The 25,336-nt window shown below is 58.6% G+C and carries 21 protein-coding genes; 14 read left to right on the top strand and 7 right to left on the bottom strand.

Annotation, left to right across the window (positions count from 1 at the left end; translation table 11 throughout):
• Positions 1-5: 5 nt before the first annotated feature.
• The 6 genes from COL8621_RS03505 to COL8621_RS03480 form a co-directional block, all read right to left on the bottom strand.
• Positions 6-767 (bottom strand): SPOR domain-containing protein, encoded by a 762-nt coding sequence (locus COL8621_RS03505; protein ID WP_176438427.1) that lies wholly within the window; start codon positions 765-767, stop codon positions 6-8.
• Positions 768-833: 66 nt separating this feature from the next.
• Positions 834-1,466 carry a uracil phosphoribosyltransferase gene (gene upp, locus COL8621_RS03500; RefSeq protein ID WP_093965926.1) on the bottom strand — a complete coding sequence of 211 codons (633 nt, stop codon included), beginning with the start codon at positions 1,464-1,466 and terminating at the stop codon, positions 834-836.
• On the bottom strand, positions 1,459-2,445 hold the full coding sequence (locus COL8621_RS03495; protein ID WP_093965925.1) for an adenosine deaminase: 987 nt from the start codon (positions 2,443-2,445) through the stop codon (positions 1,459-1,461). Before COL8621_RS03495 ends, upp begins: the two co-directional genes overlap by 8 nt.
• A complete protein-coding gene (locus COL8621_RS03490) occupies positions 2,438-3,646 on the bottom strand; it encodes a phosphopentomutase (protein ID WP_093965924.1) in 1,209 nt (402 codons plus the stop codon). The genes COL8621_RS03495 and COL8621_RS03490 overlap by 8 nt, the downstream gene beginning before the upstream one ends.
• Positions 3,646-4,953 carry a thymidine phosphorylase gene (locus COL8621_RS03485; protein ID WP_093965923.1) on the bottom strand — a complete coding sequence of 436 codons (1,308 nt, stop codon included), beginning with the start codon at positions 4,951-4,953 and terminating at the stop codon, positions 3,646-3,648. Before COL8621_RS03485 ends, COL8621_RS03490 begins: the two co-directional genes overlap by 1 nt.
• Positions 4,954-4,955: 2 nt before the next feature.
• Positions 4,956-5,348: a cytidine deaminase gene (locus COL8621_RS03480; protein WP_093965922.1), complete on the bottom strand. Its 393-nt coding sequence runs from the start codon at positions 5,346-5,348 to the stop codon at positions 4,956-4,958.
• Positions 5,349-5,577: 229 nt separating this feature from the next.
• Here COL8621_RS03480 and COL8621_RS03475 point away from each other — a divergent pair, with 229 nt between their 5' ends.
• From COL8621_RS03475 to COL8621_RS03460, 4 genes are all read left to right on the top strand, one after another.
• The gene (locus COL8621_RS03475) at positions 5,578-7,857 is read left to right on the top strand and encodes an NADP-dependent malic enzyme (RefSeq protein WP_093965921.1); all 2,280 of its coding nucleotides are present in this window, start codon (positions 5,578-5,580) and stop codon (positions 7,855-7,857) included.
• A gap of 219 nt (positions 7,858-8,076) precedes the next feature.
• The gene (gene prpE, locus COL8621_RS03470) at positions 8,077-9,972 is read left to right on the top strand and encodes a propionate-CoA ligase PrpE (protein ID WP_093965920.1); all 1,896 of its coding nucleotides are present in this window, start codon (positions 8,077-8,079) and stop codon (positions 9,970-9,972) included.
• Between the two features lie 102 nt (positions 9,973-10,074).
• Positions 10,075-11,652, top strand: coding sequence for an ATP-binding response regulator (locus COL8621_RS03465; RefSeq protein WP_176438426.1), 1,578 nt, complete (start codon positions 10,075-10,077; stop codon positions 11,650-11,652).
• Positions 11,649-13,052 (top strand): sigma-54-dependent transcriptional regulator, encoded by a 1,404-nt coding sequence (locus tag COL8621_RS03460; RefSeq protein WP_093965918.1) that lies wholly within the window; start codon positions 11,649-11,651, stop codon positions 13,050-13,052. The genes COL8621_RS03465 and COL8621_RS03460 overlap by 4 nt, the downstream gene beginning before the upstream one ends.
• Here COL8621_RS03460 and COL8621_RS03455 read toward each other — a convergent pair.
• A complete protein-coding gene (locus COL8621_RS03455; protein ID WP_093966895.1) occupies positions 13,049-13,816 on the bottom strand; it encodes an NAD kinase in 768 nt (255 codons plus the stop codon). The genes COL8621_RS03460 and COL8621_RS03455 overlap by 4 nt on opposite strands.
• Positions 13,817-14,000: 184 nt before the next feature.
• Between COL8621_RS03455 and glyA the strand changes: the two genes are divergently transcribed.
• From glyA to dctP, 10 genes are all read left to right on the top strand, one after another.
• Entirely contained in the window at positions 14,001-15,296 is a 1,296-nt protein-coding gene (glyA, locus tag COL8621_RS03450) for a serine hydroxymethyltransferase (protein WP_093965917.1), read from the top strand.
• A gap of 181 nt (positions 15,297-15,477) precedes the next feature.
• On the top strand, positions 15,478-16,575 hold the full coding sequence (locus COL8621_RS03445; protein WP_093965916.1) for an MHYT domain-containing protein: 1,098 nt from the start codon (positions 15,478-15,480) through the stop codon (positions 16,573-16,575).
• A 158-nt stretch (positions 16,576-16,733) separates the two neighbouring features.
• A complete protein-coding gene (locus COL8621_RS03440) occupies positions 16,734-17,588 on the top strand; it encodes an FAD binding domain-containing protein (protein WP_093965915.1) in 855 nt (284 codons plus the stop codon).
• Between the two features lie 11 nt (positions 17,589-17,599).
• Positions 17,600-18,094, top strand: a complete 495-nt coding sequence (locus COL8621_RS03435) for a (2Fe-2S)-binding protein (RefSeq protein ID WP_093965914.1) — start codon at positions 17,600-17,602, stop codon at positions 18,092-18,094.
• Positions 18,091-20,511 carry an aerobic carbon-monoxide dehydrogenase large subunit gene (locus COL8621_RS03430; protein ID WP_093965913.1) on the top strand — a complete coding sequence of 807 codons (2,421 nt, stop codon included), beginning with the start codon at positions 18,091-18,093 and terminating at the stop codon, positions 20,509-20,511. Before COL8621_RS03435 ends, COL8621_RS03430 begins: the two co-directional genes overlap by 4 nt.
• Positions 20,512-20,559: 48 nt before the next feature.
• A complete protein-coding gene (locus COL8621_RS03425; RefSeq protein ID WP_093965912.1) occupies positions 20,560-21,438 on the top strand; it encodes an AAA family ATPase in 879 nt (292 codons plus the stop codon).
• On the top strand, positions 21,435-22,622 hold the full coding sequence (locus COL8621_RS03420; RefSeq protein ID WP_093965911.1) for a vWA domain-containing protein: 1,188 nt from the start codon (positions 21,435-21,437) through the stop codon (positions 22,620-22,622). The genes COL8621_RS03425 and COL8621_RS03420 overlap by 4 nt, the downstream gene beginning before the upstream one ends.
• Positions 22,623-22,633: 11 nt before the next feature.
• Positions 22,634-23,461: an XdhC family protein gene (locus COL8621_RS03415; protein WP_093966894.1), complete on the top strand. Its 828-nt coding sequence runs from the start codon at positions 22,634-22,636 to the stop codon at positions 23,459-23,461.
• A 108-nt stretch (positions 23,462-23,569) separates the two neighbouring features.
• The gene (locus COL8621_RS03410; RefSeq protein ID WP_093965910.1) at positions 23,570-24,034 is read left to right on the top strand and encodes an SRPBCC family protein; all 465 of its coding nucleotides are present in this window, start codon (positions 23,570-23,572) and stop codon (positions 24,032-24,034) included.
• Positions 24,035-24,180: 146 nt separating this feature from the next.
• Entirely contained in the window at positions 24,181-25,281 is a 1,101-nt protein-coding gene (gene dctP / locus COL8621_RS03405; RefSeq protein WP_093965909.1) for a TRAP transporter substrate-binding protein DctP, read from the top strand.
• The last annotated feature ends 55 nt before the right edge of the window (positions 25,282-25,336 follow it).

The following is a 25,336-nucleotide window of genomic DNA, read 5'->3' as shown; positions in this document are numbered from 1 at the left end:
CCAGGCTATTTCCGCAAGAACGCGTCGGTGTACCCGGCGTCTTTCACAGCCTCAAGCGCACTGTCCAGCTTGCCCTGTTGCACAAACGGGCCCGCCAGAACAACCTGCACTGGCTTGCCCTGAAAGGTTGCTGTGGCCACCGAAACCGGCAAGCCCATGACACGAAGCTTTGCGATGGTCGCCTTGGCGTTGCGTTCCACCCCGAAAGTGCCAACTTGGACATATCTGTGAGCGGCAATGCGTATCGTCGAATTGGCCGCCCCTTCAGGGCCGCACGTGACTTCGATCTTTTTGCCATCCGCAGTGTATTTCGCGTCAATGACTGAACGACCGCCACACACGTCTTCCGGCAAACGCATGGCTTTCTGCCTTGTCGGTGGCGCGACTTTGGCTGCGACGGGTGTTTTCGCCTTCACTTGCGGTTTGCGCGCCGGTTTTGGCGCGGGCGCCTGTCGCACAGCTGCAGACTTCGGTGCGGGCGTTTCCGCCGTCACGCTTGCAAGTGGAGCCTGCTCTGCAGCAAACGTCGGCTCTGATCCGCAAACCGGCTTCCGCTCGGCGCTGATCCGCGGAAGCCATATCACCTCGCCCGCATAGCGCGCGCGGCTGAATACACACCCCTCACTGTCGACATATTGCGCGGCGAAATAGTCGCCCGGTGGCAGTTCGGAAGGCCCGGCTCCAACATCCAAGGATTGCGTGAACGCCGCATTGGCCATCAGCAAAACTGACAGCCCTGTCGCTGAAATCAGCCTATTAGCGCGCATAAGTCTTCCCAAAAAGCCGTTGGTGATGATGGCGAACCGCCTATTTCTCATAAATGAGAAAACAGGCTATTTTGTGCCGAACATGCGATCACCCGCGTCCCCTAGCCCAGGAACGATATACCCCTGTTCATTCAGCTTTTCGTCCAAGGACGCTGTGACGATTGGCACATCGGGATGTGCTTCTTTCATTCGCGCCACCCCTTCGGGCGAGGCGAGAAGGCAGAGGAAGCGGATGTCTTTCGCCCCGGCCTCTTTCAACAGATCGATCGCCGCGACCGACGAATTGCCGGTGGCCAGCATCGGATCAACCGCAATAACCAACCGATCTTCCAGCGCCTCTGGCACTTTGAAATAGTACTGCACAGGCTCTAACGTTTTTTCATCGCGGTATAGCCCGACGAAACCAACGCGCGCGGCTGGGATCAGCTCTAGAATGCCATCCAGCAACCCGTTGCCAGCCCGCAAGATCGAAATCAGCGCCAGCTTCTTGCCATCAAGGATCGGCGCGTCGATTTCCTGAAGCGGCGTTTCAATCCGCTTGGTCGTCATCGCCAATTCGCGCGTGACCTCATAGGCCAGCAGATGTGAAATTTCGCGCAGCAGTCGCCGAAACCCCGCCGTCGACGTTTCTTTGTCGCGCATCAGGGTAAGCTTATGCTGCACCAATGGGTGTTCAACGATCGTAAGATGTTCAGTCATCGGTTTTCTCCAAGCGTTCCAACACATTAGCGCGAGTCTTTTCGTCGCAGAAAGCAGCATTAGCAGCAATGGTATTTAATGTCTTAAACACTCCGTCGTCCCAGTCAAACGTATCGGAAAGCCGGTCATATTCGTCCGTCATCGTTGTGTGGAAAAACGGCGGGTCATCGGTGGAAACCGTGACCTTCACCCCCTTGTCAAAAAGCATACCAATTGGGTGGGCCCGCCAGTTCGGATAGACGCCAAGCGCGACGTTCGAACCGGGGCAAACTTCCAGCACCACTTCTTTTTCGGCCAGTTCTTCAACCAATGCCGGGTCTTCGGCGACCCGCACACCGTGGCCAATTCGTTCGACACCCAGATCGTTCAACGCATCGCGAACGGACTGCGGCCCGCCCCATTCCCCCGCATGGGCCGTAAGGCGCAACCCCGCCTCGCGCGCCATATCAAAGCTATAGGCGAAATCTTTGGGCTTTCCGGCGGTTTCATCCCCGGCAATGCCAAACCCAGTCAGCCAATCGCCTGCGGTTTCCGCAGCGCATAATGCGGTCTCTTTCGCCTTTTCTGGCCCGAAATGTCGGATACAGGTCACGACACCGCGCATGATGATCCCGTGGCTTTTCTCGGCCTGATCGGCAGCGTCGCGGATGGCATGAAGGTATTCGCGCCACGCGCCAACATCACGCCCGCCACAGAAATCAGGTGACAAGAAGCTTTCGGTATAGATCACACCATGCGCTGCGCTTTCCTCTAGCACCGCCAGCGTAAGCCGGTGGTAATCCTCGGCCGTTTGCAGGGTCGAGGTCGCGGCCTCGTACACCTTCAGGAAATGCCAGAAATCTTTGAAAGCATAGTTTCCGTGTTCATCGAACACACCGGAAATATCCATGTTCTTTTCACGGGCAAGCCCCCGAATGAACGCGGGCGGCGCAGCGCCTTCCAGATGCAGATGCAGTTCAACCTTGGGGAAATCACGCATCGGATGCCTCGGCGGGTTTAGAGATTTTCAAATGCTGCGCGACAATATCGGCCACGCCCGTGAACCCGATCAGCCCGACTTCACGAAGGCCAACGCCGTGCCCCAACACCGGCACACGTTCGCGCGTATGATCCGTGCCGATCCACGTTGGGTCGTTGCCATGATCCGCCGTGAACAAGATCAAGTCGCCTTCGCGCGCTTTGGCGAAAACGCGGGGCAGTTGGCTGTCGAACCATTCTAACGCGGCGGCATATCCAGACACGTCGCGACGATGACCGAACAGGCTGTCGAATTCCACGAAATTGGCAAATGTCAGGCTGCCATCCTCTGCCTCGTCCATCAGGTCGATCAGATGTTCCATCAACTTGGCATCTGCCCCCTTGCGCACTTCGTCGATGCCCTGCATCGAAAAAATGTCGCCGATTTTACCAACCGCATAAACGTGGCGGCCTGCGGCTTTCACCCAATCACACAGCGTTGGCTTGGGCGGCGCAATGGCGAAGTCGCGGCGGTTGGTCGTGCGGGTAAATCCTTCGGCCTCTGACCCGATGAAGGGGCGCGCGATGACACGGCCAACCTTCATCTTATGCAACATCGGCGCAAGGTCACGACACAGCTGCAACAGACGATCTAGCCCGAAAGTTTCTTCGTGGGCTGCGATCTGGAACACACTGTCCGCCGAGGTATAACAAATCGGCATCCCAGTGCGCAGATGTTCTGCCCCCAGATCGGCAATGATCGCGGTCCCCGAAGCGTGGCAGTTCCCCAGAATACCGTCGGTGCCGGCCAAGCGGCACACCTCTGCGACGACATCGGGCGGAAAGCTTGGCGTGGTGTTCGGGAAATAGTGCCAGTCCCACGGCACGGGCACGCCTGCCAGTTCCCAATGGCCCGATGGCGTATCCTTACCCGGAGAGATTTCGCTTGCAGCACCCCACAATCCGGTCGGGTCCGCCCCAAGCCCCGGCGCATCATCGCCCGAGGCCAGTTGAACCGCCGCCCCCAGCCCCAAATTGTCGAGATTTGGAAGCTGAAGCGGCCCGTTACGCCCGTTTTCAGCGCGTCCAGCCGCACAGGATTGTGCGATATGTGCAAGTGTGTTGGCCCCTGTGTCAGGGGTTCCATCATTGAAAAAACGGTCCGCATCCGTCGCGCCACCGCATCCGACAGAGTCCATGACGACAAGAAATACGCGGGGCATCAGCGCAGCCTCCGATGCACCAAAGGCGGAATGACCGGATCTTTGTCACCGATGTTATAGGCCGCACGAACCATCTTTTCGGCGACTTCCGCAGCTTCGGTATCGGCCGCGTGGATCAGGGCAAGCGGCATCTCAGGGCTTACCACTTCGCCCAGCGGGGCAAGCTCTGACAAACCGACCGATGGGTTGATCTTGTCCCCGCCGCGTTTACGACCACCGCCAAGTTCAACCACCGACATGCCAAGCGCCTGACAGTCAATTTCTTGCACAATACCGCCGACGCCTGCGGTCACTTCGCGCACGACCGGCGCAGATGGCAAACGGTCAGGCCAGCGTTCCACGAAATCAACCGGGCCGCCAAGCTCTGCGACCATCTCTCCGAACTTTTCAGCCGCATCGCCGCTTTCCAACGCGTTGGAAATACGTCCTGCGCCGTCGGCTGCGTCGGCGGCCAAACCGCCAAGGGCCAGCAACTCGCCCCCTAACGCGCAGGTAATATCCCACAATGCGGGGGTCACACCGGTGCCGGTCAAGGTTTCCATCACCTCGATCACTTCCAGTGCGTTCCCGGCAGAGCCGACCAAAGGTTGGCTCATGTCGGTGATCAGCGCCGTCGTCATACAGCCCGCACCTTGCGCGGTTTCGACCAAGGCTTCGGCCAACTCTTCGGCCTCTTCCATCGTTTTCATGAACGCGCCAGAGCCGACCTTGACGTCAAGCACCAGCCCTTCCAGGCCAGCGGCCAGTTTCTTAGACAAAATCGACGCCGTGATCAGATCGACACTCTCGACCGTTCCTGAAACATCACGGATTGCGTAAAGCCGTTTGTCAGCCGGGGCGATATCAGCCGACGACCCAACAATCGCACAGCCGATGGTGGCCGTAACTTCGCGCAACCGCTCTACTGGGATTTCTCCGCAATAGCCGGGGATGGATTCCAATTTATCAAGTGTTCCGCCCGTATGCCCCAACCCACGGCCCGAGATCATCGGCACGTACGCGCCGCAAGCCGCCAGCGCCGGTGCCAGCAAAAGCGACACACAGTCACCGATGCCACCCGTGGAATGCTTATCCAACACCGGGCCGGGCAAATCCCATTTCATCACCAAGCCACTGTCGCGCATCGCGCGCGTTAGGGTGATACGCTCTTCCCGGATCAGGCCGTTCAACAGCACAGCCATCGCAAAGGCCCCCGCTTGCGCATCTGTAACATCGCCTGTGGCAAGCCCCTTCGCGAACCATTGAATTTCTTCGTCGCTCAGTCTCTCTTCGTCACGCAGCTTGGCGATGATAACGCGGGCGTCCATGGTTACACCTGATCCATATGTTCAGCGCCGAATGCCCCCGGCAAAAGTTCGGCCACGGTCATAACCAGCGTTTCACCAGACAGCGTTGCCATGGTCACCTTGGCCTCGCCCTCGGCAAATTCCGCTAATTTTTGGCGGCAGCCGCCGCATGGCGGAACCGGTCCGGGGCTTTCCGCAATGACTGCCACCTCGACGATGTCGTAATCACCGGCGGCACACATGGCGGCAATTGCACCAGCCTCGGCACAGGTGCCTTCGGGGTAAGCGACATTTTCCACGTTACAGCCGGAATAGACCGCCCCGCTTTTCGTGCGGATCGCGGCACCAACCTTGAACTTGGAATAGGGTGCGTATGCATTAAGCTGAACGGCGCGTGCCGCATCGAGAAGTGTCATGGGAAAACCTCCTCCGCTCAATCTGCGGCGCGGCGCGGGGGGATGCAAGCCCGCCAAGCCGACGCTAATGGAAAATACCGCGACGTCGGTAAGCGGTTGATGCGGATTTCAGCGCATTTCGCCTGTAAGACCGCGTTTTTCAATGTTCACCTTGCGAGATGATGCAGTCTATCGTATCCGAGGGCATTAAATATAGTTTAACTTTAAACTATTCCCCAGGGGAGGCCACATGAGCGACAGTAAAGCGAAATCGTTGCGCGAAGCGGCGCTAGATTATCACGCCCATCCAAAGCCCGGAAAGCTGGAGATTCGCGCGACAAAGCCGTTGGCAAACGGCCGCGATCTGTCCCGTGCTTATTCCCCCGGTGTGGCCGAAGCCTGCCTTGAAATCAAAGCCGACCCCCAAACGGCCGCCAAGTACACAGCGCGCGGGAACTTGGTTGCCGTTGTTACGAACGGCACCGCGGTTCTAGGGCTGGGAAATATCGGCGCGCTTGCCTCTAAGCCTGTGATGGAAGGCAAGGCCGTTCTGTTCAAAAAGTTCGCCGACATCGACTGTTTCGATATTGAGCTGAACGAAAGTGACCCCGAAAAGCTGGCCGATATCGTTTGTGCACTGGAACCTTCGTTCGGCGCCATCAATCTGGAAGATATCAAGGCACCCGACTGTTTTATCGTCGAAAAGCTGTGTCGTGAACGGATGAACATCCCGGTCTTCCACGACGATCAGCACGGCACCGCCATCGTTGTAGGTGCCGCTGCAACCAATGCGTTGCGTGTTGCTGGCAAGTCGTTTGAAGACATCAAGGTGGTTTCCACCGGCGGCGGCGCAGCAGGGATTGCCTGCCTGAACATGCTTCTAAAGCTGGGTGTGAAACGCGAAAACGTCTGGCTTTGTGATATCAATGGCTTGGTCTACGAAGGCCGTACCGAAGACATGAACCCGCAAAAAGCGGCCTATGCGCAGAAATCGGACCTGCGCGTGTTGGATGAAGTGATCGAAGGCGCTGATCTGTTCCTTGGCCTGTCTGGCCCCGGCGTTCTGAAAGCTGAAATGGTCGCGAAAATGGGCAAACGCCCGATCATCTTCGCGCTGGCCAACCCGACACCCGAAATCATGCCCGAAGACGTCCGCGCCGTCGCACCTGATGCGATCATTGCGACGGGCCGGTCTGATTACCCCAATCAGGTGAACAACGTCCTATGCTTCCCGTTCATTTTCCGCGGCGCGCTGGATGTTGGCGCCTCTGAAATCAACGACGAGATGCAGCTTGGCTGTATCGAAGGCATCGCCGCCTTGGCCCGCGCCACCACCTCGGCCGAAGCCGCCGCAGCGTATCAAGGCGAACAGTTGACGTTTGGCGCGGATTACCTGATCCCCAAACCGTTCGATCCACGCCTGATGGGGGTTGTGGCCTCTGCCGTGGCGAAGGCCGCGATGAAATCTGGCGTTGCGGCCCGCCCAATCGAAGACTTCGCCGCCTATAAAGAAAGCCTTGATGGGTCGGTCTTTAAATCCGCATTGATTATGCGCCCGGTCTTTGCCGCAGCCGCGCAAGCCACGCGTAGTATCGTTTTTGCCGAAGGCGAAGACGAACGCGTGCTGCGCGCCGCACAAGCGATGCTGGAAGAAACCACCGACAAGCCGATCCTGATTGGCCGCCCGGACGTGATCGAAAACCGGTGTGACCGTGCCGGCCTGACCATTCGCGCCGGAAAAGACTTTGAGGTGGTGAACCCCGAAAACGATCTAAGATACCGTGATTATTGGGGAACCTATCACGAGCTGATGGCCCGGCGCGGCGTCACGCCCGATTTGGCAAAGGCGATCATGCGCACGAATACAACCGCAATCGCCGCCGTCATGGTGCATCGCGGCGAGGCGGATTCGCTGATTTGTGGAACCTTTGGGCAGTATCTGTGGCACCTGAACTATGTCCGCCAAGTGCTGGCGCGGGATGGGCTGCACCCCGTTGGCGCGCTTAGCCTGATGATCTTGGAAGATGGCCCCCTGTTCGTGGCCGACACGCAGGTTCACCCCGAACCCACACCCGAACAGATTACGGAAACCGTGATCGGCGCCGCGCGTCACGTGCGCCGGTTTGGGTTACAGCCCAATGTCGCGCTCTGCTCTCACTCGCAGTTCGGGAACCTTGACTGTGAAACTGGTCGTCGCATGCGCAGCGCGATGGAGCTTCTGGAAGCACACGAACCGGATTTCGCATATGAGGGCGAAATGCACATCGACTCTGCATTGGACCCGGAATTGCGCGAACGGATCTTCCCCCAATCCCGCTTGGAAGGTGCCGCGAATGTGTTGGTTTTTGCCAATACCGACGCTGCCTCTGGCGTGCGCAACATCTTGAAACTGCGTGCCGGTGGTCTGGAGGTTGGACCGATCTTGATGGGCATGGGCAACCGGGCGCATATCGTAACGCCTTCGATCACGGCGCGGGGGTTGTTGAATATCTCGGCGTTGGCCGGCACGCCGGTCGCGCATTACGGGTAACGATATCCCAGACAGTTTGACGATCAAACTGTCTGGGCGCGCCTTCCCTTTCGGCGGCGAATTTCGCGCTGATTCTGGGTTGGCCTACATGTCAGCGCTGTCGGTTAGCGCTGTCAGCGAACCTTTAGCGCTCCCAGTGGCAAAATGCGCATGTATTAATCCTTGCTCCGATACGTGACGCTCCGTAACACAAAGGCGTTGTCGAGGAGGAGGAATACCATGGCATACGCAGACGTTTACGGCGCGTGGAAGAACGACCCCGAAGGTTTCTGGATGGAAGCCGCCCAAGCGATTGATTGGGACAAGACGCCAAGCAAGGCCTTGTTCGACGACAACGCCCCCCTTTACGAATGGTATTCCGACGGCATGGTAAACACCTGCTGGAACGCGGTGGACCGTCATGTCGAAGCTGGCAAGGGCAATCAGACGGCCATCATCTATGACAGCCCCGTCACCCACACCAAGCGTGAAATCAGCTATTTCGAACTGCGTAACCGCGTGGCCAACCTTGCCGGTGCGCTGCGCGCCAAAGGCGTGGAAAAGGGTGACCGCGTTATCATCTATATGCCCATGGTACCCGAGGCACTTGAGGCGATGCTGGCCTGCGCGCGCCTAGGTGCTGTACACTCGGTCGTGTTTGGTGGCTTCGCCGCACACGAACTTGCCGTGCGTATCGACGATTGCAAACCAAAGTGCATCATCGCCGCCTCTTGCGGGATCGAACCGGGCCGGGTTGTGCATTACAAACCCTTGCTGGATGGCGCGATTGAGCAATCCTCGCACAAGCCTGATTTCTGCGTCATCTTCCAGCGTGAACAAGAAGTCGCGCATCTTGAAGAGGGGCGCGATTACAACTGGCACGGCTTCCAATATGGCGTGCAACCGGCCGACTGTGTGCCCGTCGAAGGGAACCACCCGGCGTACATCCTTTATACCTCTGGCACCACGGGGCAGCCCAAGGGCGTTGTACGTTCAACCGGCGGACACCTTGTCGCGCTGAATTGGTCGATGAAGAACATCTATAACGTCGATCCCGGCGATGTGTTCTGGGCAGCGTCTGACGTGGGCTGGGTCGTTGGCCACAGCTATATCTGCTATGGTCCCCTGATCCATGGCAACACGACAATCGTCTTCGAAGGCAAGCCCGTGGGAACACCCGATGCGGGCACGTTCTGGCGTGTGATGTCAGAGCACAAAGTCAAAAGCTTCTTCACCGCGCCCACCGCACTGCGCGCTGTAAAACGCGAAGACCCGAAGGGCGAATTCATCCAGAAATACGACCTGTCCAACCTTAAGGCGGTCTATCTGGCGGGTGAACGTGCTGATCCGGATACGATTGAATGGGCGCAGAACCAGCTTGGCGTGCCGGTGATTGACCATTGGTGGCAAACTGAAACGGGCTGGGCGATTGCGTCGAACCCGGCCGGGATTGAAAAGCTGCCGATCAAGCTTGGTTCGCCATCGGTCGCGATGCCGGGCCACGATGTTCAAGTTCTTGACGAAGGCGGCCATCCCCTGCCCGCGGGCGAACTTGGCGCAATTGCGATCAAACTTCCCCTGCCCCCCGGCACGCTGCAAACCCTCTGGAATGCCGAAGCGCGGTACAAGAAAAGCTATCTTGAACATTTCCCCGGCTATTACGAAACCGGGGATGCCGGATACATTGATGACGACGGGTACCTTTACATCATGGCGCGCACCGATGACGTGATCAACGTTGCGGGTCACCGGCTGTCAACTGGCGGCATGGAAGAAGTGCTGGCCGCCCACCCGGACGTCGCCGAATGCGCGGTAATTGGTGTTGGGGATCAGTTGAAGGGGCAGTTGCCACTTGGCTTCTTGTGTCTGACTGCTGGCGTGAACCGCCCACACGCGGACATCGTGAAAGAATGCGTCAAACTGGTGCGCGATCAGATCGGCCCCGTCGCCGCGTTCAAGCTGGCCTGTGTTGTCGACCGTTTGCCCAAAACCCGGTCCGGAAAAATCCTGCGCGGGACCATGGTGAACATCGCCGACGGAAAAGAATTCAAGATGCCGGCGACGATTGATGACCCGGTGATTCTTGATGAAATTGCTGCCGCTTTGAAAACACTCGGTTACGCAAACGCGGATTGAACTCGAAATTGGGCACTAACCTGCCGGTTTAGACAGGTTGGTGCCATTGCATACCCTGCGCTATGCATTGCATGATGCAACTTATACGAGTGCATGGTTGTTATGCAGGTATTTCGAGAAGGTAGCGCTATTTCAGCTAAGGTTTCATTTGAGGGCACTGATCAGCTGTCAGAGGATGTTATTCCCATCAACGCCCGCGCGGCGTTGCTGGGCCATGACATCCGAAATGCGGTGGCAGATATCATTGGCGGCCTGACACTTGCCGATCTTTCTTCACTTGACCCCAACTCGCGTCAACAGCTTCAGCGGGTGCGCAGCGCTGGTGAACAACTGGCCCGGCTAAGCGACGAAGTTTTGGCGCTTGTTACCGGCGAAAGCACCGTTGAAGAAGATGAACGCAACCTTGCGCTGAAACCCTTCCTTGACGACCTGCACGCCCGTTGGTCTGCCCATGCGCAGGGCAAAAGCCTAAAGTTCGGCCTAGAGGCGGGTTCGGACCTGCCCCAAGTGATTGGCACAAACCGCGGCGCGCTGGAACGCATACTAACGAACCTTATCGGGAATTCGATGAAACATACCGATGCGGGCGAAGTCACCCTTTCGGTCAGCATGCGTGAACGCGAAACCCTTAGCTTTGCAGTGCGCGATACGGGCCACGGCTTTTCTGACGCGGCCCTCGCCCGCTTGTTTGAGCCCGGTGGCCGCCCCCCTGAAAGTGAAACGCCGGGAACCGGGCTTGGGCTGCACATCGTGCATGAACTATGCGATCAGATGAATGCCCGGATGGAGGTGCACAACCGATCCCTGGGCGGCGCAGAAGTCGTAATTCTGGTTCCTCGGGCCAGTTGGGCCCCCGGCGTTAATGCCCCCAGTGCCGCCGCGACGCTTCCTGATCTTTCCGGGAAATGCGTTCTGGTTGCTGAAGACAACCCAACCAACCAGCTTCTTATGCGCCAGATGCTAGATACGCTTGGCGCGGATTACCGGATCGCTTCGGACGGGCAAGAAGCATGGGAACTGCTTCAGGAACAACACTTCAACCTTGCGCTAATCGACATCGAGATGCCGCGAATGTCGGGGCTGGATCTTATCCGCGCCGTTCGTCTGCATGAGCGTGGAACAGACGCCGCCGAGGTTCTGCCTGTGTTGGCGATCACCGCCTATGTGCTGTCTGCCAACCGTGATGAGATTTATGAATCCGGTGCCGATGGCATCCTCGCCAAACCGATCATGAGCATCGAAGCATTCGGCGAAGCGATTTCCGGCGTCCTGACAAAAGGCGAAAAAACTGCACGCGTTACGGTGCCGACGCAAAACACGCCGGCCCTAAACGAAGTCAACCTTGATCGGCTGCTTGCATTGGCTGGCGACGAGAACGGGCAAGAGTTGTTGGAAAGACTGACGCAGGACTTCCAAACCGTAAAAACCGGCGTCGAAGAAGGGATGCGCATTTCCGATTACGCGTTGCTGCGCGCCCGCACCCATGTGTTGATTTCTCTTGCAGGTGCGATCGGGGCGGACCATCTTCAGGCTATGGCCGAGACAGTCAACATTGCCTCGCATGACAAAGACAGTAGTGTAACGCGGGCGATGTGCCCGCAAGTATTGCAGCAGATCGACATGGTTCTTACGCGTCTAGACCGCGAATTCCATGATCGGTTCGGAGCAAACAGCGTATGAACCCACTCTTACTTATTGAAGACACCGCATCCTTGCAGATGGTCTATGAATCGGTTCTCCGAGGCGCAGGCCACGAAGTAGTCAGTGCAAGCACCGCAGCCGAAGGACTCGCACAATTTCGCAAGCTAAGACCGCAGGTTGTGCTTCTTGACCTAATGTTGCCCGACGGTTCCGGGCAGGAACTGATGCGCGAATTTCTGGAACTTCAGCCCGACACCAATATCATCGTGGTTACGGCCAACGGTTCGATCAATCGCGCTGTCGAAGCCATGCGCGGCGGCGCTTATGAGTTTCTGCTGAAGCCCTTCAACGAACAACGGTTTCTGCACGCCGTCGAAAACGCATTGGCCGATGGAACTCGCGCACGCGGTGAACGCGCGGCCAAGCCAAAAGATTCGGGTCCGCTAAGCAGTTTTGTCGGTTCATCCCCGATCATGCGGCAGGTTTACGACCGTATCAGATCAGTCAGTCATTCGATGGCGACGGTATTTGTCACCGGCGAAAGTGGCACCGGGAAAGAGATTTGCGCACAGGCCGTTCACGGTGAATCGCTGCGGGCCAATGGCCCGTTCGTGCCCCTGAACTGCGGCGCGATCCCGTCCGACCTTTTGGAATCCGAAGTGTTCGGCCACCTGAAAGGGTCGTTCACCGGCGCCATCGCAGACAAGTTGGGCGCGGCCGCCGTTGCAGATGGCGGAACGCTGTTCCTAGACGAAATCTGCGAAATGGATCTGAACCTGCAGACAAAGCTCTTGCGCTTTTTGCAGACGTCGATGATCCAACCCGTGGGTGCGCCGACGCCGCGCAAAGTGAACGTCCGGATCATCTGCGCAACCAACCGCGACCCGATGGAAGAAGTCCGCGCAGGTCGGTTCCGCGAAGACTTGTACTATCGGCTTCATGTGGTTCCGATCCATCTGCCTCCGCTGCGGGAACGTGGCGAAGATGCGATCGAAATTGCAGAGTCCGCGCTTGTCACCTTTTCGCAGGAAGAAGGGCGTAACTTCACCGCCCTTTCGCCCGAGGTAAAAGCCCTGTTCAGAAGCTTTGATTGGCCCGGCAACGTTCGCCAATTGCTTAACGTGCTGCGCCATGCCGTCGTTCTGAATGAAGGGCCGACCGTCACCATTGAAATGCTTCCGGCCGAACTGCGCCAACCCCACGCGACGTTAACCAGCATCCCAGTTCAGCCCGTCGCGCCGGCCCCTGCGCCCGAAGGTGCGGGCCTGAATGAGTTGATCGGGAAAACCCTTGCAGAGATCGAACAGCGCGTGATCGAAGACACGATTGCACGCCACCACGGTTCCGTTCCCAAGGCCGCGCGCGAGCTGGATGTTTCGCCGTCGACGATTTACCGCAAGCGCGAAAGCTGGGCCAAGAACCGAAAAGACAGCGCCTAGACGAACTGTTCGCGGATCAGCCGTTCCTCCAACCCGTGACCGGGATCGAACAGGATGCGGTGGGAAATGCTTGGTTCGCTGCTAATCTCAACAGAAATGACTTTCCCGGCGGATCGGCTGTCGGCGTCTGCCATGACGGGCCGCTTTGACGGTTGAAGCACGTCAAAACGCACATGTGCCGTGTTGGGCAACAACGCCCCACGCCAACGGCGCGGACGGAAGGCAGACATCGCCGTCAATGCCAGAACGTCCGATCCGATGGGCAAGATCGGCCCGTGCGCGGAATAGTTATAGGCCGTAGAACCCGCTGGCGTCGACAGCAGCGCGCCATCGCAGACCAGTTCGTCCAGCCGCATCTTACCATCGACGGTGATCCGCAACTTCGCCGCCTGCGGACCGGCACGCAAAAGCGAAACTTCGTTGATTGCCAGTGCCTCGTGCACGGTGCCGTCTTCGCCGATGGCGCGCATACGAAGGGGGTGAATCACCTCTTCCTCGGCGTCGGCGACGCGTTCAATCAAACCGGGTTCATGGTATTCGTTCATCAGAAAACCGACCGTGCCGCAGTTCATCCCGTAAACTGGCGTATCAAGGTGCTGGGTGCCGTGAAGCGTTTGCAGCATGAAACCGTCCCCACCCAAGGCAACGATAACATCGGCATCTTCCGGCGCGACATCGCCGTATTCCTGCGACAGATGCCGGCGCGCGGTTTCGGAAATCTCTGTTCCGCTGGCCATAAAGGCGATTTTGCTTCGGTCGGCCATTTCGCACCCTTGAACCTGTTTCCGAAAGTCATCGCGTGCCCCGAAACGAAACACAAGGGCGACGTTAGAATGCCCACGCGACGCATTCACGCGCTATTCAATCGTTTTCCGGTCTTTTGAAGCGGGAAGAGTTCCGATAAAACGCCCCCCAACGGCGCTAACAGCCGCTTCAAGGAGATGTGAGATGAACGCAGAGCACCGCGACAGCGGCTTTTTCACCGAACCCCTTTCTTCCCGTGACCCGGAAATCGCAAAGGCGATTGAGAAAGAGCTGGGCCGCCAGCGCGACGAGATCGAACTGATCGCTTCCGAAAACATCGTCAGCCAAGCTGTGATGGAAGCCCAAGGTTCGGTCATGACGAACAAATACGCCGAAGGTTACCCCGGCCGTCGCTATTACGGTGGTTGTGACTATGTGGACATCGCCGAAAATCTGGCAATCGACCGCGCCAAGCAACTGTTCGGCTGTGAGTTTGCGAATGTTCAGCCGAACTCTGGCTCTCAGGCGAACCAAGGTGTGTTCACTGCACTGCTTCAGCCCGGCGACACCATCCTTGGCATGTCGCTGGATGCGGGCGGTCACCTGACCCACGGCGCAAAGCCAAACCAGTCGGGCAAATGGTTCAACGCCATTCAATACGGCGTGCGCAAGCAGGACAGCCTGATCGACTATGATCAGGTTCAGGAACTGGCGACCGAACATAAGCCAAAGCTGATCATCGCTGGTGGTTCTGCCATTCCGCGTCAGGTTGATTTCGCAAAGATGCGCGAAATTGCTGACAGCGTTGGCGCGTATCTGATGGTTGATATGGCGCATTTCGCGGGTCTGGTTGCCGGTGGCCACCACCCATCGCCGTTCCCGTACGCAGACGTTGCCACAACGACCACGCACAAAACCCTGCGTGGCCCACGCGGCGGCATGATCCTGACCAACAACCCTGATATCGCGAAGAAGGTGAACTCTGCCATCTTCCCGGGTATTCAGGGTGGCCCGCTGATGCACGTCATCGCCGGTAAAGCCGTTGCCTTTGGCGAGGCCCTGCGCCCCGAGTTCAAAGACTACACCGCGCAAGTGATCAAAAACGCCCAAGCGTTGGCTGATCAGCTGATGAAGGGTGGCTTGGACATCGTGACCGGCGGCACCGACACGCATGTTCTGTTGGTTGACCTGCGCCCCAAAGGCGTAAAGGGCAACGCGACCGAAAAGGCACTGGGCCGCGCGAATATCACATGCAACAAGAACGGCATCCCGTTTGACCCAGAAAAGCCGATGGTCACGTCCGGCGTGCGCCTTGGCACCCCTGCGGGCACCACACGCGGCTTTGGCGAGGCTGAGTTCCGCCAGATCGCCGATTGGATCGTCGAGGTTGTGGATGGTCTTGCTGCGAATGGCGAAGAAGGCAACGGCGAAGTCGAAGCCAAGGTAAAAGCCGAAGTTCTGGCCTTTTCCAAAAACTTCCCGCTGTACCCAGAGCTGTAAGGCTTACGGAAAATTGAACGTGGATCAGGGGGCTTCGGCCCCCTTTTTCGTGCCGCCCCGATGGACAAGCCGGGCGGAAAATTTCAGAATTCCGTGGACATATCTGTTTTCCTCGCTCAAATTGCGTTTCGTTTTCCGGCCCTCTGCCTGAACACGAACGACTTGCCTGGGGAGGTGCTCGTTGCTCGACTATTCACATAGTCCACTTCTTGTCCTTGCATCTTTTGCCGTCGCGCTGATGGCCGCTTTCACCGGCATGTCCCTGACCAAAGGGATTTCCAATCAGCCATTGGCAGAACGCAAGCTAAGCATCGTGATGGCCGCCATCGCGTTGGGTGGCGGCATCTGGTCGATGCATTTCGTGGCCATGCTGGGCGTGCGGCTGCCGGTTCTGTTCTTCTATGACGCGCTGACAACGCTGATTTCCGCGCTGATCGCCATTTTGATGGCCGGTGTCGCGCTGTTGATCATGCACTTTCTGCCGCGCACACCGTCCAGCACGAATATCGCCGGTACGATCCTTGGGATCGGGATTGCGACGATGCACTATGTGGGGATGTCGGGCATGCAAAACTGCGCGCCGGTCTATTCGGTTGGCGGCGTCGTTTTGGCGGTGGCTGCGTCCATCATCCTAAGCGTGCTGTCGTTCCGCGTGGCTTATTCCAGCCGCACCCATCGTGACATCCTGTTCGGCACGGCGTGCTTTGGCGTGGCGGTGTTTGTTATGCATTTCGTTGCGATGGGCGGCACGGGGTTTGTTCTGTCGGATACGCCATCTGCTGTGCGTCCGGGGTTCGAAAACTCCACCCTCGCGGTGATCGTTACCTTGGCGGCATTCCTGATCAGTGGTTCGTTCCTGTTGACGGGTGTGACCTTCTTTCCCTCAAAGGCCGCTGACAGCACACCGCCCACGCAGGAACACCACGACACACCCGAAGCACCCGGCGCTATCCGCGTTCCTTATGAAACCGATGGCCGCATTCTGTTCCTTGATGCCAGCGATATCGCCGCTGTCCGGGCCGAAGGGCATTACACTGTTCTCTACATCGACGACCGGAAACTGTTCTGCCCTTGGTCAATCTCTGAGGCCGAACAACGCCTGCCCGAACCGCAGTTCATGCGCGCCCATCGCAGCTATCTGATCAACACGAAACAGGTCACCGGGTTCGAGCGGAAAAAGGACAACGGAATCTGCTTCTTCGAACACGCGACCGCGTTGGGCAAAGTCCCGGTCAGCCGCTCGCGCCTGTCCGAAGTACGGGATGCACTGGGCCTTTGACCCTTCGCAACTTGTGCAACCATTTCGCATTTCGTGAAACCAGCTGCGCGGGCCGCTAGTTTCAAGTCGGCCCTGCGACACCCTGCCTCATAGCTTCTTTCTCAGCCAGAAATCGCCGCATCAACAGCGGCGTTCGTCATTTCAATGGGAGGAGCGAAATGATACCAGCTGCGTTCGAGTATCATCGGCCGAAGAATGTTCAGGATGCCATCGGCATTTTGGTGGAACACGGCGATGAGGCCCGCGTCCTTGCGGGCGGCCACAGCCTTATACCAATGATGAAACTGCGTATGGCAGCCATCGAACACCTTGTGGATTTGCAAGATGTTGATGGCCTGTCCGGCATTTCCATCGACGGTGGTCGCATCACGATTGGCGCGATGACCACACAGCATGAACTGATCACGCATGATGGTTTGGCAACTGCCGCGCCCATCCTGCGCGAAGCAGCGTTGCAAATTGCCGACCCTCAGGTGCGGTATGTCGGCACAATCGGCGGCAATGTCGCCAACGGCGATCCCGGCAACGACATGCCCGGCCTGATGCAGTGTCTTGATGCCAGCTTTACGCTTGTTGGCCCCGACGGCACCCGCGAAGTCGCGGCGCGCGACTTTTACGAAGCGGCCTATATGACCGAACGCAGCGACGAAGAGATCCTGACCGCGATCAGCTTCAATGCGACCGCTGGCGGCTATTCGTATGAAAAGCAAAAGCGCAAGATTGGGGACTATGCCACCGCCGCAGCCGCCGTGCTGTTGCAAAAGGATGGTGACACCTGCACCGGCGCATCCATCGCGATGACCAACCTGTCGGACACACCTGTGTTTTCCGAAGCCGCAGGTGCCGCGCTGACGGGCACATCCGTCGGCAAGGCAGACATCGAAGCGGCAGTTGCCGCAGCCCTGTCCGATATCGACCCAACAGAAGACAACCGCGGCCCTGTTGAATTCAAGCGCCACGTGGCCGCCGTTGTGATCGCACGCGCCATCACCCGCGCTTGGTCGCGCGCCTGAGGAGGAAACCAATGTCCGATAAGATGCATTTGAAAATGACGGTGAACGGCAAACAGGAAGACCTGCTTGTCGAACCGCGCGAGCTGCTGATCTATGTGCTTCGCGAAAAGCTGAACCTAACTGGCCCGCACGTGGGCTGCGAAACCACCCATTGCGGTGCTTGCACGGTTGAACTGAACGGCAAGTCTGTCAAATCCTGCACTGTTTTGGCTGCTCAGGCGCAGGGCGCCGAGGTCACGACTGTCGAAGGGCTCAGCACGCCTGACGATCTGCATGTGCTGCAAAAAGCGTTCCGTGAACATCACGGCCTTCAGTGTGGTTTCTGCACGCCGGGTATGATCACCCGCGCGCATCGCCTTTTGCAGGAAAACCCGAACCCAACCGAAGAAGAGGTGCGTTTCGGCATCGCAGGCAACCTGTGCCGCTGCACCGGCTACCAAAACATCGTGAAGTCCATCCTTGCCGCCGCGGCCGAGATGAACGCAGCGAAGGAGGCAGCAGAATGAACGATCTGACACCCACCCGCGAAGAACGCACCGCCAAGCTAAAGGGCCTAGGCACGTCGCGTAAGCGCGTCGAAGACGTGCGGTTCACCCAAGGCAAGGGCAACTATGTCGATGACGTGAAACTGCCCGGCATGCTGCACGGTGATTTCGTGCGTTCGCCATATGCACATGCGCGCGTCAAGTCGATCAACATCGATGCGGCGATGGCTTTGCCCGGCGTGATCGCCGTGTTGACCGCCAAAGATCTGGAGCCCCTGTCGCTGCACTGGATGCCCACGCTGGCCGGTGACAAGCAGATGGTGCTGGCCGATGGCAAAGTACTGTTCCAAGGGCAAGAGGTCGCCTTTGTCGTCGCCGAAGACCGCTATATCGCCGCCGACGCGGTGGAACTGGTCGAGGTGGATTACGAAGAGCTGCCCGTCATCACTGACCCGTTCAAAGCGCTGGAACCAGACGCGACCGTTCTGCGCGAAGATCTGGAACCCGGTGCCGATGGTGCCCACGGCCCGCGCAAGCACCACAACCACATCTTCCTGTGGGAAGAAGGCGACGCGGAAGCCACCAATCAGGCCATCGACAGCGCCGAGGTCGTGGCAGAAGAAATGGTGTACTACCACCGCACGCACCCCTGCCCGCTTGAAACCTGCGGCTCTGTCGCGTCGATGGATAAGGTCAACGGCAAGCTGACCCTTTGGGGCACGTTCCAAGCACCGCATGTGGTGCGGACCGTTGCGTCCCTTCTGTCGGGTATCGAAGAACACAACATCCGCGTCATCAGCCCCGACATCGGCGGCGGCTTTGGCAACAAGGTTGGCGTTTACCCCGGCTATGTCTGCTCCATCGTTGCGTCCATCGTTACGGGTCGTCCGGTGAAGTGGATTGAGGATCGGATGGACAACCTGATGGCCACCGCTTTCGCGCGTGACTATTGGATGAAGGGCAAGATCAGCGCCACGAAAGACGGCAAGATCACTGGCCTGCACTGCCACGTAACAGCCGACCACGGCGCATTCGATGCCTGCGCTGACCCCACCAAGTTCCCCGCCGGGTTCTTCCACATCTGCACCGGGTCTTATGACATTCCCGTGGCCTATGTGGGCGTTGACGGCGTTTACACGAACAAAGCGCCGGGCGGTGTGGCCTATCGCTGTTCGTTCCGCGTAACCGAGGCCGCCTATTTCATCGAACGCATGATCGAAGTTCTTGCGATCGAACTGAACATGGACGCCGCCGAACTGCGCCGCATCAACTTTATCCGCAAGGATCAGTTCCCGTATCAGTCCGCCCTAGGTTGGGAATATGACAGCGGCGACTATCACACCGCTTGGGACAAGGCGCTTGCCGCTGTTGGCTATGACGACCTGCGTAAAGAACAGGCCGCACAGGTCGAAGCATTCAAGCGCGGTGAAACGCGCAAGCTGCTTGGGATCGGGCTGACGCATTTCACCGAAATCGTTGGGGCCGGACCGGTCAAGAACTGCGACATCTTGGGAATGGGGATGTTTGACAGTTGTGAAATCCGGATCCACCCAACGGGGTCCGCCATTGCACGGCTGGGCACGATCTCTCAGGGTCAGGGGCACGCGACGACGTTCGCGCAAATCCTTGCATCCGAGATTGGCATCCCAGCTGACAGCATCACCATCGAAGAAGGGGACACCGACACAGCGCCGTATGGTTTGGGAACCTACGGGTCGCGGTCGACGCCGGTGGCCGGTGCTGCAACCGCGATGGCGGGCCGAAAAATTCGAGCCAAGGCGCAGATGATCGCTGCCTATCTGCTGGAAGTGCACGACGACGACGTGGAATGGGATGTTGACCGTTTCCAAGTCAAGGGCGCACCAGAGCGGTTCAAGACCATGGCTGAAATCGCCTATGCGTCCTACAACCAAGCCATCCCCGGTGTCGAACCCGGCCTAGAGGCGGTCAGCTATTACGACCCACCCAACATGACCTATCCGTTCGGGGCCTATATCTGCGTCATGGAAATTGACGCCGACACAGGCGAACATGACATCCGCCAGTTCTATGCGCTGGATGATTGCGGCACCCGGATCAACCCGATGGTCATCGAAGGGCAGGTTCATGGCGGCCTGACCGAAGCCCTTGCCATCGCGATGGGCCAAGAGATTGCCTATGACGAACTGGGCAACGTAAAGACCGGCACCTTGATGGACTTCTTCCTGCCCACTGCTTGGGAGACGCCCAATTACACCACCGACCACACCGAAACACCCAGCCCGCATCACCCGATCGGCGCAAAAGGTGTGGGCGAAAGCCCGAACGTGGGCGGGGTTCCGGCTTTTTCCAACGCAGTGAACGATGCGTTCCGTGCCTTTGGCCTGCGCCATACGCACATGCCGCACGATCACTGGCGCATCTGGAAAACCGCCAATGACCTTGGCCTTCACGGCTAAAGAAAGGAGGGGCGCGGGCAGCGCGTTGCTGCCCCGCCCGACCCATCTATGAACACTTGGCAAACCCTACAGTCCGACCTGACCGATCAAGGCTATATCGCGCCCGATGATCTAGCGATGGCGCTGCATATCGCCGTCAGCCTGAACCGCCCGCTGTTGCTGGAAGGTGCGGCAGGGGTCGGCAAAACCGAAATCGCGCGGGCGCTGGCGGCTGTGAAAGACGCTCATCTAATCCGGCTTCAATGTTACGAAGGGCTGGACGCCGCGCATGCGATTTACGAATGGAATTACCAGCGACAGCTTCTTGCGATCCGCGCGTCGGCCGAACGCGGCGAAACCGGCAAAGACGTAGAGGCCCGCATCTTTTCCGAAGAATACCTGCTGGAACGCCCCCTGCTGCAGGCCATTCGCCAAGATGAACCGCCCGTGCTGTTGATCGACGAAATTGACCGCGCGGATGAAGAGTTTGAGGCGTATTTGTTGGAAATCCTGTCCGACTTTCAGGTGACGGTGCCCGAGCTTGGCACGCTGCACGCAGTCAGCAAACCCTATGTTATTCTAACGGCCAATGGCACGCGCGACCTTTCCGATGCGCTGCGCCGTCGCTGTATTTACGCGCATGTCGATTACCCCGACCGCGCGACCGAGCTGGCCATCCTTGATGCCCGTTGCCCGCAGATAGAGGCGACCTTAGCCGGACAGATCGTCGGGTTTGTCCAAGCCTTGCGTAAGGAAGAACTGGAAAAGACCCCCGGCATCGCCGAAATGCTGGACTTTGCCGCCGCGCTTTGCGGCCTTGGTATCAACGATCTGAACGACGATCCGGTCGCGTTGCAGGCCACGTTGGGCACGCTGTTGAAGACACGCGCCGACCGCGCCGCCATTCCCAACGAAGTGGCGCAGCGCCTTGCCGGGAAAGCAGCATGAGCCGCGTAACCCGCTTTGCCGCCCGTGATCCGGGCATTGCCGCGCGGATGGCCGGGTTCATCGTGCATCTGCGTGAAAACGGCCTGAAGCTGGGCGTCGGAGAGACAGAGGTCGCGCTGAACGCGCTTGCCCATGTTGCCGCCGCTGATCCGAAAGAAACTCGATTGGCACTAAAGGCCGTCTGCACCAGCAGCGCGGACGACGCCGCCCGGTTTGACGAACTGTTCCAAAGCTATTGGATGAACGGCGGGCGCGTGAAGGCGCGTATCGCCCCCACGAACGATGCAACCAAACGCGAAGACACCCGTTCCAGCCTGATGGACGAAGGGCAAAGCACCGGAAAAACGGGCAAGGTTCATTCGCCCGACGGCGCCGATGGCGAAGGCGACACCGCCGGTGACGGCACCGGAAAACTGGTCGCAAGTTCGTTGCAGAACCTGATGAAGAAAGACCTGCGCGATCTGGTCGACCCGCAAGACATCGCCGCGGCAGAGGTCGTGGCACGCAAACTGGCCGCAGCGATCCGCGACCGCCGCTCGCGCAGGCGCAAGGCCGCGCGTAAGGGCGACCAGATCGATTTTCGCCGCGTGATGCGCCGGTCGATGGCCAGTGGCGGCGAACCGCTTCACCTGCCCCGCAAACGTCGCCCGGAACGCCCTGTCCAAATTACCGCGCTTTGCGATGTGTCGGGTTCGATGAGCGTTTATGCCCGCGTGTTCCTTGCGTTCCTGTCCGGGCTGATGCGGGCAGATGACACCACCGACGCGTATCTGTTTCACACCCGGTTGGTGCGCGTCACCGACGCCCTGCGCGACGATGACCCGCTGCGGTCGCTGAACCGGCTTACCCTGCTGTCCGATGGCTTTGGCGGTGGATCCAAGATCGGGGAAAACCTTGACCAATTTGCCCGAACCTATGCCCGTCGTTTCGTCACCGGGCGCAGCGTGGTGATCATCTTTTCCGATGGCTACGACACCGCAACGCCCGATGCGGTGGGCGACGCGCTGAAACGGCTGAAACGCCGGGGCTGCCGCGTGATCTGGCTTAACCCGCTAAAGGGTTGGGCGGGGTACGAACCCACGTCCAAGGCGATGGCGGCCGCCCTTCCCCATCTGGATCTGTTTGCCGCCGCCAACACCCTTGAAACCCTAGCCGCCCTAGAACCGGAGCTTGCGAAAATATGACAGGTGCCGTGATGTTGAAGACTGAATTCGAAGATTGCGTGCAAAGCCTGCGCCAAATCGGGGCGCCCTTTGCCATTGCCACGATTGTTCGGACCGTCGATGCGACCTCGGCCAAGCCGGGGGATAAGGCGGTTATTCTTGAAACCGGTGCTATCGCGCAAGGATGGGTGGGCGGCGGATGTGCGCGTTCCGCCGTGTCCCGCGCCGCGAAAGACGCAATGCAGGAAGGGAAGCCGCGCTTCGTCTCGCTTCGCCCCGAAGAACTGTTGGATGCCGAAGGCGTTCAGCCCGGCGACGAACGGGACGGCGTGAAATTCGCGCGCAACGGCTGCCCCTCGAAAGGATCCATGGATATTTTCATCGAACCGGTCATTCCAACGCCGCAGTTGATCATCTGTGGGTCGGGCCCTGTGGCCATGGCGCTGGCGGATATGGGCAAACGTTTTGATTTTAACCGCACGCTGTGCGCCCCCGGCATCATCGCATCCGATGCGCCCCCCGTCGAACGCATGATCGAAGGCTTCGCCTTTGAAACCGAAACAGCGGCCGAGCATTTCATCGTTATTGCGACCCAAGGCAAGGGCGACGAGGCCGCCCTGCGCGCCGCGATCGCCTCGGGTGCCAGCTATATCGCCTTTGTCGGAAGTCGGCGGAAATACGAAACCCTTCGCGACCGGCTGATCGCCGATGGCATCCCCGCCGATGCCTTTGCCGCAGTCAAATCCCCAGCCGGCTTGGATATCGCCGCAATCACGCCCGATGAAATCGCCCTGTCCGTTCTGGCCGAAATCATCGCCAAGCGCCGCGCGCGCCAGCGCCCCGAAAAAGGAGCAACCTGATGCGCCGCATCACCGCCCGTCTGGGAAAGCTTTGGCCGAAACTCACCGCCGATCAGGCGAAACTGATCGCGCAAATCAAATTTCCATGTTGCTGAAAGAGAGAAACTTATGGAGCTGAATGACGAAATCCTGATCAACGCACCGCGTGACAAGGTCTATGCCGCGCTGAACGATCCGGAGATTCTGAAACAATGCATCCCCGGCTGCGAAGAACTGACCAAACACTCCGACACAGAGCTTGAGGCGCTGGTTGTTCTGAAAATTGGGCCGGTGAAAGCAAAGTTCGGCGGAAACGTAACGCTTGACGTGGCGGGCGCACCGGATAACTTTTCCTTAACGGGCGAGGGTTCGGGCGGCGCGGCAGGTTTTGCCAAGGGCGGCGCGGACGTTTCGTTGGAAGAAAAAGACGGTCAGACTTTGCTGCGCTATGACGCCAAAGCTCAGATCGGGGGCAAGCTGGCCCAATTGGGAAGCCGCCTCGTTCAAAGTACCGCCAAGAAGCTGGCTGGTAAGTTTTTTAAGACTTTTGCCGATGTTGTCGAAACCGAAAGGGAAGATACCATAGGCGCGTAAACCCCGCAGTTTTGAGGAGGATTGCTGGGCAATGCATTCGCCCGTGCCGATTAGCGGCCGGGTGAAACAGTTGTGGGGGTAAACCCCCGCAATCGCCCGTAATGGCGCAAAAGCGGCAACCGGGCACCACAAATGGGAGGAAAGACATGACTGTTAAACACACGACCCGTCGTGATGCCCTGCGCAAACTTGCGCTTGGCGGCGCGGGTGCCCTTGCGGCCCCCTCAATCGCAACCGCCGCCAGCCACGGCACAACATGGAAGATTCAATCTTCATGGCCCGGTGGCGCTGGTCTGCAAATCTTTAAGGATTGGTGCGGCACCATTCAGGAAAAAACCGGTGGCGAGCTATCGTTCCAAGCGTTTGGCGCGAATGACGTGGTTGGTGACTTTCAGCTTTATGATGCCGTTAAGAACGGCGTTCTGGATGCTGTGAACCCGTTCACCATCTACGCCCAAGGCATTATTCCTGCGGCGACGTTTCTAACGTCTTACCCGCTTGGCCTGCGCAACCCGCACGAATGGGATGTGTTCTATTACAGCCTTGGCGGGCTGGAAATCGCGCGGGAGCTGTTTGCAAAGCAAGGCCTGCATTACGTCGGCCCTGTGCATCACGGCCCAAATATCATCCATTCGAAGGTGCCCATCCGTTCTATCGACGATTTCCGCGGCCGTAAGATGCGCCTGCCCGGCGGCATGGTTGCCGAAGTCTTTACGGAAATCGGCGCTGAAACCACGGTTCTGCCCGGTTCGGAAATCTTCCCGGCGCTGGAAAAGGGCACCATCGATGTGGCCGACTATGTGGGCCCGGCGGTGAACTATTCGCTCGGGTTCAGTCAGGTGACCAAATACATCTCCATGGGCCCTCCGGGCTTTATGTCGCTGTATCAGCCGGTCGACCTTATGGACATCACGGTGGGCCAAGCTGCTTGGGATGCGCTTTCGCCGCAGATGAAGCAGTTCGTCGAAATGGAAACGCACGTCTATTCCGATTTGCACCACGCCAAGATCCAGAAAGCCGACCAAGAGGCTTGGGCCAAGTTCGAAGCAGACGGCACCGAAGTGACCCGCCTGACTCAGGACGACGTAGAGCTGATGACCGAAGTCGCCGTGCCGATCTGGTTCAACTACGCCAACCGCGACAAAGACGCGGCGCGGGTGTTCAAGATTCAACTGGATTACATGATGTCCGGTTCGCTGGGTTATGTGACCCCAGAACAAATCGAGGGACTGGAACTGGATCTTTGATCTGGGCCTGAACCCGAATTGGGGGCTCGCGCGAAAGGACCGCGCGGGCCCTATT

This window comes from Actibacterium lipolyticum (assembly GCF_900184935.1).
Taxonomy (GTDB): Bacteria; Pseudomonadota; Alphaproteobacteria; order Rhodobacterales; family Rhodobacteraceae; genus Actibacterium_A; species Actibacterium_A lipolyticum.
Note: the sequence above shows the minus strand (reverse complement) of the source record. Positions and strands in the feature narration are given on the sequence as shown.